Annotated in this window: 6 protein-coding genes; 5 read left to right on the top strand and 1 reads right to left on the bottom strand. The window is 63.6% G+C overall.

Annotation, left to right across the window (positions count from 1 at the left end; translation table 11 throughout):
- The first annotated feature begins 127 nt into the window (after window positions 1-127).
- From ACODTY_RS17655 to ACODTY_RS17670, 4 genes are all read left to right on the top strand, one after another.
- Window positions 128-1078: an AEC family transporter gene (locus ACODTY_RS17655; RefSeq protein WP_488995515.1), complete on the top strand. Its 951-nt coding sequence runs from the start codon at window positions 128-130 to the stop codon at window positions 1076-1078.
- Window positions 1079-1231: 153 nt separating this feature from the next.
- Window positions 1232-2689: an NAD-dependent succinate-semialdehyde dehydrogenase gene (locus tag ACODTY_RS17660; RefSeq protein ID WP_488995516.1), complete on the top strand. Its 1458-nt coding sequence runs from the start codon at window positions 1232-1234 to the stop codon at window positions 2687-2689.
- Window positions 2690-2879: 190 nt separating this feature from the next.
- Window positions 2880-3317 carry a FixH family protein gene (locus ACODTY_RS17665; RefSeq protein WP_488995517.1) on the top strand — a complete coding sequence of 146 codons (438 nt, stop codon included), beginning with the start codon at window positions 2880-2882 and terminating at the stop codon, window positions 3315-3317.
- Window positions 3318-3324: 7 nt separating this feature from the next.
- Complete coding sequence (locus ACODTY_RS17670; protein ID WP_488995518.1) at window positions 3325-4527, top strand: cytochrome-c peroxidase; 1203 nt, start codon at window positions 3325-3327, stop codon at window positions 4525-4527.
- Between the two features lie 2 nt (window positions 4528-4529).
- Here ACODTY_RS17670 and ACODTY_RS17675 read toward each other — a convergent pair whose 3' ends face one another.
- Window positions 4530-5009 carry an Lrp/AsnC ligand binding domain-containing protein gene (locus ACODTY_RS17675; RefSeq protein ID WP_488995519.1) on the bottom strand — a complete coding sequence of 160 codons (480 nt, stop codon included), beginning with the start codon at window positions 5007-5009 and terminating at the stop codon, window positions 4530-4532.
- A 113-nt stretch (window positions 5010-5122) separates the two neighbouring features.
- Between ACODTY_RS17675 and putA the strand changes: the two genes are divergently transcribed.
- A complete protein-coding gene (gene putA / locus ACODTY_RS17680) occupies window positions 5123-8734 on the top strand; it encodes a bifunctional proline dehydrogenase/L-glutamate gamma-semialdehyde dehydrogenase PutA (RefSeq protein WP_488995520.1) in 3612 nt (1203 codons plus the stop codon).
- Window positions 8735-8886: the final 152 nt, after the last annotated feature.

Raw genomic sequence — 8886 nt, forward strand, 5'->3', positions numbered from 1 at the left:
CAAGCAGCACTGCCGCTCTCCTTGCGTCAAATGTCCGTTGGATGGGTGTCATCCACGGTTGCACCCGGTGCGATTCCTTGGGATTGGTGAACTTTCTCGCGCTGCAAGATTTTATTCCGGGAAGTTCATGTCTCCGCTCACTGAAACGGTCTTTTTCGTCTTTGGCCTTGTGGCGCTGGGATACGTCGCGGCGTTGAGCGGCTACCTCAAGGCGGGCAGCGGCGAAGTGCTTGCCCAGTTTGCAGTCGGCATTGCCATGCCGGTGCTGCTTTTCCGCACCATGGCCAAGGTCGATTTTCATGGCGCAGCACCTTGGGCTCTGTGGGGAGCCTATTTCTGCACCATTGCCATAGCCTGGACCGTCGGCCATCTCGTCACCACGCGCCTGTTCGGGCGCGATGCCCGGGCAGGGGTGGTGGGCGGCGTGTCTTCCTCCTTCTCGAACCTTGTCCTGCTCGGTATTCCGTTCATGTCCGGCATATTCGGCCAGCCCGGCGTGGATATCCTGTCGCTGCTGGTCTCGGTTCACTTGCCCGTCATGATGATGGCGTCGGTGATCCTGTTTGAGAGCTTCAGCCGCGTCGAAGGCCAGTCCATGGATCTGGTGAAGGTGCTGCGCGCCTTCTTGAGCAAGGTTTTCGTCAATCCGCTCATTATCGGCATTCTGGCGGGGCTCGCCTGGCGCATGACGGGACTGGAATTGCCGGGGCTCGGCACGAGGCTGGTGGATGTGCTGGCCAATATTGCCGGCCCGGTAGCGCTTTTCGCGATGGGGGCGGAACTGAGCGGCTTCGGCATTTCCGGGAATCTGCGCGCTTCGCTGGCGCTTTCCATAGCCAAGCTGGTGCTCATGCCCGCCGTGGTGCTCCTGTTTGCACTGGCATTCGGCTTGCCGCCGCTCACCGCAAAGGTTGCCGTGATCGCGGCCTCGATGCCGGCCGGCGTCAATTCCTATCTGATCGCCACGCAGTTCGGCACCGGACAGGCGCTGGCCTCCAGCCAGATGACCCTGTCCACGGTTCTGGCTGCTTTCACCACCAGCGTGTGGTTGATGATCGCCACGTCCGTCTTTGGTTAGATTCGCGCTGGCCTATAGCTTATATTAGGTCCAGAGATTGATCGGCGCGCTTGCCTTGGGGTATGAGCGCTGATCGGACGCGCGCTCGATCATGATGCGTCCTAACGCGAAATCACAATTTCGGCGCCACGAGCGCCAAACGGAGGCAATATCATGCTCCAGAAGACCAGCCATTTTATGCGGCAGGCCAATCTCATCAATGGCGAGTGGGTTCAGGCCGATTCCGGCCAGACCATCGACGTCATCAACCCGGCCACCGGCCTCAAGATCGGAACGGTTCCGAAGGCGGGTGGTGCCGAAACCCGTCGCGCCATCGAAGCCGCGGAGGAAGCTTTCAAGTCCTTCCGCAAGACGTCGGCCCTTGAGCGTTCCAAGCTGCTGCGCAAGCTGCACGACGCCATCATGGACAATCAGGACGTTCTGGCCGAACTGCTCACCTTGGAGCAGGGCAAGTCGCTGACCGAATCCAGGGGTGAGGTTGGTTCTTCGGCAGCCTACGTCCTGTGGTTCGCCGAAGAGGCGCGCCGCACCTATGGCGATGTCGTGCCTTCTCCATGGGCGGATCGCCGCATCCTCGTCACCAAGGAGCCGGTCGGCGTCGTCGCCGCCATCACGCCGTGGAATTTCCCGTCCTCCATGCTGTCGCGCAAGCTCGGCCCGGCGCTCGCCGCCGGTTGCACGGCTGTGGTCAAGCCGGCGTCGCAGACGCCTTACTCCGGCCTTGCCTGGGGTGCGCTCTGCGAGGAAGTCGGCTTCCCCAAGGGCGTCGTCAACATCGTCACCGGTTCGGCTGGCGAGATCGGCGACGAGCTTTGCACCAATCCTGTGGTCAAGAAGATCACCTTCACCGGCTCGACCGAGATCGGCAAGATGCTGATCCAGAAGTCCGCAACCACCGTCAAGAAGGTATCGATGGAACTGGGCGGCAATGCGCCGTTCCTGGTGTTTGACGACGCTGATCTTGATCGTGCGGTGCAGGGCGCCATCGCCGCCAAGTATCGCAATTCCGGCCAGACCTGCGTCTGCACCAACCGCTTCTTCGTTCAGGAAGGCATCCACGACAAGTTCGTCGAGAAGCTGGCCGAAGCCTCCAAGAAGCTCAAGGTCGGCTCTGGTCTGGACGATGGCGTGCAGCAGGGTCCGCTGATCGACGTCAAGGCGGTCGAGAAGGTTGAAGAGTTCATCGAGGACGCTGTCGCCAAGGGTGGCAAGATCGTCTCCGGCGGCAAGCGTCATGCGCTTGGCGGTTCCTTCTTCGAGCCGACCGTCATTTCCGGCGCCAAGTCCAACATGAAGTTCATGAAGGACGAGATCTTCGGGCCGATCGCACCTGTCTTCAAGTTCAAGACCGAGGCAGAGGCTATCGAGCAGGCCAACGACACCGAATTCGGCCTTGCCTGCTACTTCTATACTGGCGACCTCGGCCGCGCATTCCGTGTCATGGAAGGCCTGAAATATGGCATGGTTGGCGTCAATGAAGGTATCATCACCACGCCCGAAGCGCCGTTCGGCGGCGTCAAGGAGTCCGGCCTTGGCAGCGAAGGCGGCTATCAGGGTATGACTGACTATCTTGACACCAAATATGTCTGCATCGGCGGCCTCGGCCTCTGATCGCAGCCGATCGATTTTGACAAACGGGCGCGCTTCAAACCGCGCCCGTTTTCATTTTGCACAGGCCCCTCTGGTGGCTTTTTAAGTTCAATGCCTCCATGCTTTCGCAGCGCTTGCCTTTTTCCTGATGAGGCGGGATTAGGTCGGCCTCCGCCGGCGTTCTATTGCAAAGGGAGCGGTTTTGGCATCGTTGGGGCGTTATCTTCTGGCCGCTTGTGGATTGGCAGCGGTGCTGCTCGGCGTCCTCGCTGCCGTCTATGTCAGCGGGTTCGGCCGCCACGACGCCGCCTCGGATGTTTCCCGCTCCCGCAAGACGGCGAACGGACTTTTCATGGTAAGTATCGAGCCGGAAAAAGGAGCCGTGCGGCAAGGCGAGCTTCATGCGTGGCTGGTCACCGTCACCACGGCTGCCGGCCAGCCGGTTGAATATGCCGCAATCGACGTGTCCGGCGGCATGCCGGAACACAATCACGGTCTGCCGACCAGCCCGCAGGTGACCGACTATCTCGGCAATGGCCATTACCGCATCGAAGGCATGAAATTCACCATGCGCGGCTGGTGGCAGTTGCGCCTGTCGATATCGGCGGCGGCCGGCTCCGATACCGTGGTCTTCAACCTGGCGCTGTGAGCGGATCATGAGGCGCGTCGCTGCGGTTTGCCTTGCCTTCGCCTTGACGGCGATGCTGGCCGGTTGCGACAGGCCGCAATTCTCCGACGCCGAGAAGGCGACGATTGCTTCGCTGGCGCTTTCGGCCTTGCCGCCGCTTCAGCCCGACACCACCAACCGTTTCGCTGACGATCCCGGCGCTGCCGCACTCGGCTCGACCTTGTTCTTCGACCAAAAGCTCAGCCGAGACGGCACTGTTTCCTGTTCCACCTGCCACAAGATCGAGCGTCAGTTTCAGGACGATCTGCCGCTTGCCGTTGGCGTTGGCCGCACCAACCGGCGCACGATGCCGCTCGCCGGCGTTGCCCATAACGCCTGGTTCTTCTGGGATGGCAGGCGCGACAGCCTGTGGTCGCAGGCGCTGACGCCTCTGGAAAATCCGCTTGAACATGCCGGCAACCGCGCCGCCTATGCACACTACATCAAGGCGCGTTTCGGTGAACGCTATGAGCGCATCTTTGGACCGTTGCCCGATCTCTCGACCGTTCCCGCCAACGCGACCCCGCTCGGCACCGAGGCGGAGCAGGCGGCATGGGCTGCCATGACCGATAGCCAGCGCGACGGCGTCAACCGCGTTTTCGTCAACATCGGCAAGGCCATTGCAGCTTTCGAGCGCTCGCTGATGCCGCCGCAGACGCGCTTCGACCGCTTTGCCGAAGCGCTCGCCTCCGGTGCCGAACCGCAAGGCGACGCGATCTTGTCGGACGAAGAAGTGCAGGGTCTCAAGCTCTTCATCGGCCGCGCGACTTGCGTCACCTGCCACAACGGCCCGCTGTTCACCGATGGCAGCTTCCACAATGTCGGCGTGCCGCCTGCGCCAAATCTGCCGCCCGACCGTGGCCGCATCGATGCGGTCGCGCAAGTCGAGGCCGATCCGTTCAACTGCCTCGGCCCGTACCGAGACGGCGTCGCGGAAGCCTGCGGCGAACTTCGCTTCATGCGCAAGACCGGCGTAGAGTTGATCCGCGCCTTCAAGACGCCGTCGCTGCGCGGTGCCGCCACCCGTCCGCCCTACATTCATGCCGGCCAGTTCGCCACGCTGGAACAGGTCGTGGCCAACTACCTCGACGCCCCGGCCAGCGTCGAAGGCACCACGGAGCAGCATCCTGTCCAGCTATCCGAACGCGAACGAGCCGCGCTCGTCGCCTTCCTGAAGACGCTCGGCGAATAGTCCTAGCGGTCCTTGACCGTCTCCATCGCCACGAAGGTAGACGTCTGCGCCACATGCGGCAGCGCCGAGATGCGCTCGCCCAGCACGCGGCGATAGGCGGCGATGTCGCGCGTGCGCACCTTGAGCAGATAGTCAAAGCTCGAAGCCATCATGTGGCACTGTTCGATCTCCGCCACGGCCTGCACCGCGCGGTTGAACGCATCCAGCGCCGCCGAACGCGTATCCGACAGCTTCACCTGCACGAAGGCGACATGACCTTCGCCCATCCGCTCTCGGTCGATGATCGCCGCATAGCCGCGAATGTAGCCGTCCTTCTCCAGCCGCTTCACCCGCGCCTGCACCGGCGTCTTCGATAGCCCGACCTTCGTTGCCAGTTCCGCCATCGAAAGCCGTCCGTCGGCGGCCAGCGCCGTCAGGATGTTCCGGTCGATGCGGTCCAAATGGTCTTCTGATGCGGGTTTTGCAGGCGTCTGAACTGTCATGGTGATACAAGATAGTTCAATCTCACTATGAAGTCGATTTCTTTGGACCGCCGAAAAACCCGGTCCCGTGCTAGCTTTCGCGCCACCGTTGCACTCGTTCCGACAGGACCATCATGGCCACGCTCGACGCCATCCGCCAGCAGATCCGCGCCAACTACCTCCCCGACGAAGACGCTGCCGTGAAGCGGCTCATCGAAACTGCGAACCTCTCGGATGCCGCGCGCAAGGCAGTCTCGAAGCGCGCTGCCGATCTGGTGCGCGCCGTGCGCGGCTCCTCCGATCCCCGGCTGATGGAAGTGTTCCTCTCCGCCTACGGCCTCTCCACCAAGGAGGGCGTCGCGCTGATGTGCCTGGCCGAAGCGCTTCTGCGCGTCCCCGATGCCGAGACCATGGATGACCTCATCGCCGACAAGATCGCCCCGCACGACTGGTCGGCGCATTCGGGCGGCTCGTCCTCCATCTTCGTCAACGCCTCCACCTGGGCGCTCATGCTCACCGGGCGCGTGCTCGACGAAGACGAGGGCGGCATCGAAGGCATGCTGCGCTCCATGGTGCGCCGCCTTGGCGAGCCCGTCATACGCAAGGCTGTCGCCGCCGCCATGCGTGAAATGGGCGAGCAGTTCGTGCTTGGCCGCACCATCGCCGAGGCCATCAAGCGCGGCCGCCCGATGACCGCCAAGGGCTACCTCTATTCCTTCGACATGCTGGGCGAGGCCGCCCGCACCGAGGCCGATGCGCTGCGCTATCACCGCGCCTATGCCGACGCCATTTCCTCGCTCAACTCTGGCACCAACGGCCCCGACATCCGCAAGAACCACGGCATTTCCGTCAAGCTTTCGGCGCTGCACCCGCGCTACGAAATCGCCCAGAAGGAAACCATGCTGCCGGTCATGGCCGAGCGGCTCCTGTCGCTTGCGCTCGCCGCCCGCAATGCCCGCATGGGCCTCAACATCGACGCCGAGGAAGCCGACCGCCTCGACCTTTCCCTCGATGTCATCGAGCGCGTGCTGGCCGATAGCCGGCTGTCCGACTGGAACGGTTTCGGCGTCGTCGTCCAGGCCTACGGTCCGCGCTGCGCTTTTGCCATCGACTGGCTCTATGCGCTGGCGAAGAAGTACAACCGCAACATCATGGTGCGACTGGTCAAGGGCGCTTACTGGGACACCGAGATCAAGCGCGCCCAAACCATGGGCCTGTCCGGCTATCCCGTTTTCACCCGCAAGGTGAACACAGACGTGTCCTACATCGCCTGCGCCCGCAAGCTGCTCTCGATGACCGACCGCATCTACCCGCAATTCGCCACTCACAATGCGCACACCGTCGCCGCCATCCTGTCGATGGCTTCGGACCGCGACAGCTTCGAATTCCAGCGCCTGCACGGCATGGGCGAGCAGTTGCACGAGGCCGTGCGCAAGGCCGAAGGCACGCGCTGCCGCATCTATGCCCCGGTCGGCGCGCATTCCGACCTGCTCGCCTATCTGGTTCGCCGTCTGCTGGAAAACGGCGCCAACTCTTCCTTCGTCCACCAGTTGACCGACGAGGACGTGCCGCCGGAGGAAATCGCCCGCGATCCGCTCGAAGCGGTCGAACATCAGGGACCAGCCGCCAATCCCAACATTGCCCGCCCGCTCGACATTTTCGGCAAGGACCGCCCCAATTCGAAGGGCTGGGACATCACGGATATCAACACGCTGGCCGAGATCGAAAAGGGCAGGGCGCCCTTCATGTCGTCGAACCGCTGGCAGGCCAAGCCGCTCACCCGCGCTGCCGGCGCTGGCAAGGCGCACCCGGTCGCCAACCCGGCCAATCCCGCCGATACCGTCGGCACGGTGGCCGAAGCGAGCCCGAAACAGGTAACGGCTGCGGTCAAGATCGCCGTCGAGGCGCAGCCGGCATGGGCTAAGCGTCCGGTTGCCGAGCGCGCGGCCATTTTGCGCCGCGCCGCCGATCTTTATGAAAAGAACGCAATCGAGTTCTTCGCGCTGGCCACCCGCGAAGCCGGCAAGACGCTGGCTGATGGCGTTGCCGAAGTGCGCGAAGCGGTCGATTTCCTGCGCTACTACGCGGCCGAAGCCGCCAATGCCGAGCTTGGCACTGAGGCGCGCGGTGCCGTCGTCTGCATCTCGCCGTGGAACTTTCCGCTCGCCATCTTCACCGGCCAGGTCGCGGCTGCGCTGGCCACCGGCAATGCCGTTCTCGCCAAGCCGGCCGAGCAGACCCCGCTGATCGCCTTCCGCGCCGTTGAACTGCTGCGCGAAGCCGGCGTGCCGGAAGACGTGCTCCAGCTCCTGCCGGGCGATGGTCCGGGCGTCGGCGCGCCGCTGACCGCAGATTCGCGCATTGCCGGCGTCTGCTTCACCGGCTCCACCGAAGTCGCCAAGCTGATCGAGAAGCAGTTGGCGAAAACCGCCGCGCCCGACGCCATGCTCATTGCCGAGACCGGCGGTTTGAACGCCATGATTGTCGATTCCACCGCGCTGCCGGAACAGGCGGTGCGCGACATCCTCGCTTCGTCGTTCCAGAGCGCCGGCCAGCGCTGCTCGGCGCTGCGGGTTCTCTATGTCCAGAAGGACGTGGAAAAGAAGGTCATGGAAATGCTGACCGGTGCGATGAAGTCGCTGACCGTTGGCGATCCGTGGCAGCTTTCAACCGATGTCGGCCCGGTCATCGACGATGAGGCAAAGGGCTCCATCGCCGCCTACTGCAAGGACATGGAAGACAAGGGCAAGCTCATCGCCAAGCTCGACGTGCCTCATGGTGGCCGCTTCGTCGCCCCGCTCGTCCTCTCGGTCAAGGGCATCGAGGACATGCAGCGCGAGGTCTTCGGCCCTGTCCTGCACGTTGCCACCTTCGATGCCGAAAAGATCGACAGCGTCATCGCCGCCATCAACCGCAAGGGCTACGGCCTCACTTTCGGCCTGCACACCCGCATCGAAGGCCGCGCCCAGCATTTTGTCGATGGCATCCATGCCGGCAATATCTACGTCAACCGCAACCAGATCGGCGCGGTCGTCGGCTCGCAGCCGTTCGGCGGTGAGGGCCTGTCGGGCACCGGTCCGAAGGCGGGTGGTCCGCACTATCTGCGCCGGTTCCGCAGGGGGCCGGAAGCCGGTTCGGCCCAGGCCGAGGGTCGCGCTGTCCCCGCGAACGAGTTGAAAGACAATTTGCCTGATCCGTCGCTTGGCGAATGGGCAACGCGGGCGGATCGCGTCGGCATCCTGCGCAAGCATCTGCGCGGCAAGGGTGCTGCGGCCATCGCTGCTGCCGCGTCGCTCGATTTCGGACAGGTCGATCTGCCGGGTCCGACCGGCGAGGCCAATTCGCTGTCTTTGGTGCCGCGCGGGCGCGTTCTGGCGCTCGGCCCGGATGCCGAGACTTTGCTTGCGCAAGTCATTCAGGCGCTTGCTGCGGGCAATGCGGTGCTCGCTGTTGTGCCTGGCGCACCGTCGGCGCTTTCGCCGCTCACCGGCAAGGGCCTGCCGCTGGCTGCTCTCGATGGCCGGCTCGACCCTGCCGAAATCGCCGCGCTGAACATCGACGTGGTTGCGTTCTCCGGCACCGCTGACGACATCAAGGCCGTCCGCGCCGCCGTCGCCCATCGTGAAGGGCCGATCGTCCCATTGGTCAGCGAGGTGCTTTATCCGGCTGCCTATGCGCATGAGCGCGCCGTTTGCGTCGACACCACCGCCGCCGGCGGCAACGCCAGCCTGCTCGCGGCAGCTTAAGCGAGACGCCTCACCGCTGTGACCAGCCCTGCCATCCCGGCAGGACGCGCAAACCTACGCTTCTTTGTCTCTGCCAAGGGAGCGCAAACCTCTCAGATTCGTCATCCCGGAATTCACTTTCGAGCGGAGCGAGAAAGGAATGTCCGGGATCC

This window comes from Mesorhizobium sp. FG116 (genome assembly GCF_057809835.1).

Coding starts and splice junctions, on each gene's coding strand:
- ACODTY_RS17655 (WP_488995515.1), top strand. CDS start 128: ATGTCTCCGCTCACTGAAACGGTCTTTTTCGTCTTTGGCCTTGTGGCG.
- ACODTY_RS17660 (WP_488995516.1), top strand. CDS start 1,232: ATGCTCCAGAAGACCAGCCATTTTATGCGGCAGGCCAATCTCATCAAT.
- ACODTY_RS17670 (WP_488995518.1), top strand. CDS start 3,325: ATGAGGCGCGTCGCTGCGGTTTGCCTTGCCTTCGCCTTGACGGCGATG.
- ACODTY_RS17675 (WP_488995519.1), bottom strand. CDS start 5,009: ATGACAGTTCAGACGCCTGCAAAACCCGCATCAGAAGACCATTTGGAC.
- putA (WP_488995520.1), top strand. CDS start 5,123: ATGGCCACGCTCGACGCCATCCGCCAGCAGATCCGCGCCAACTACCTC.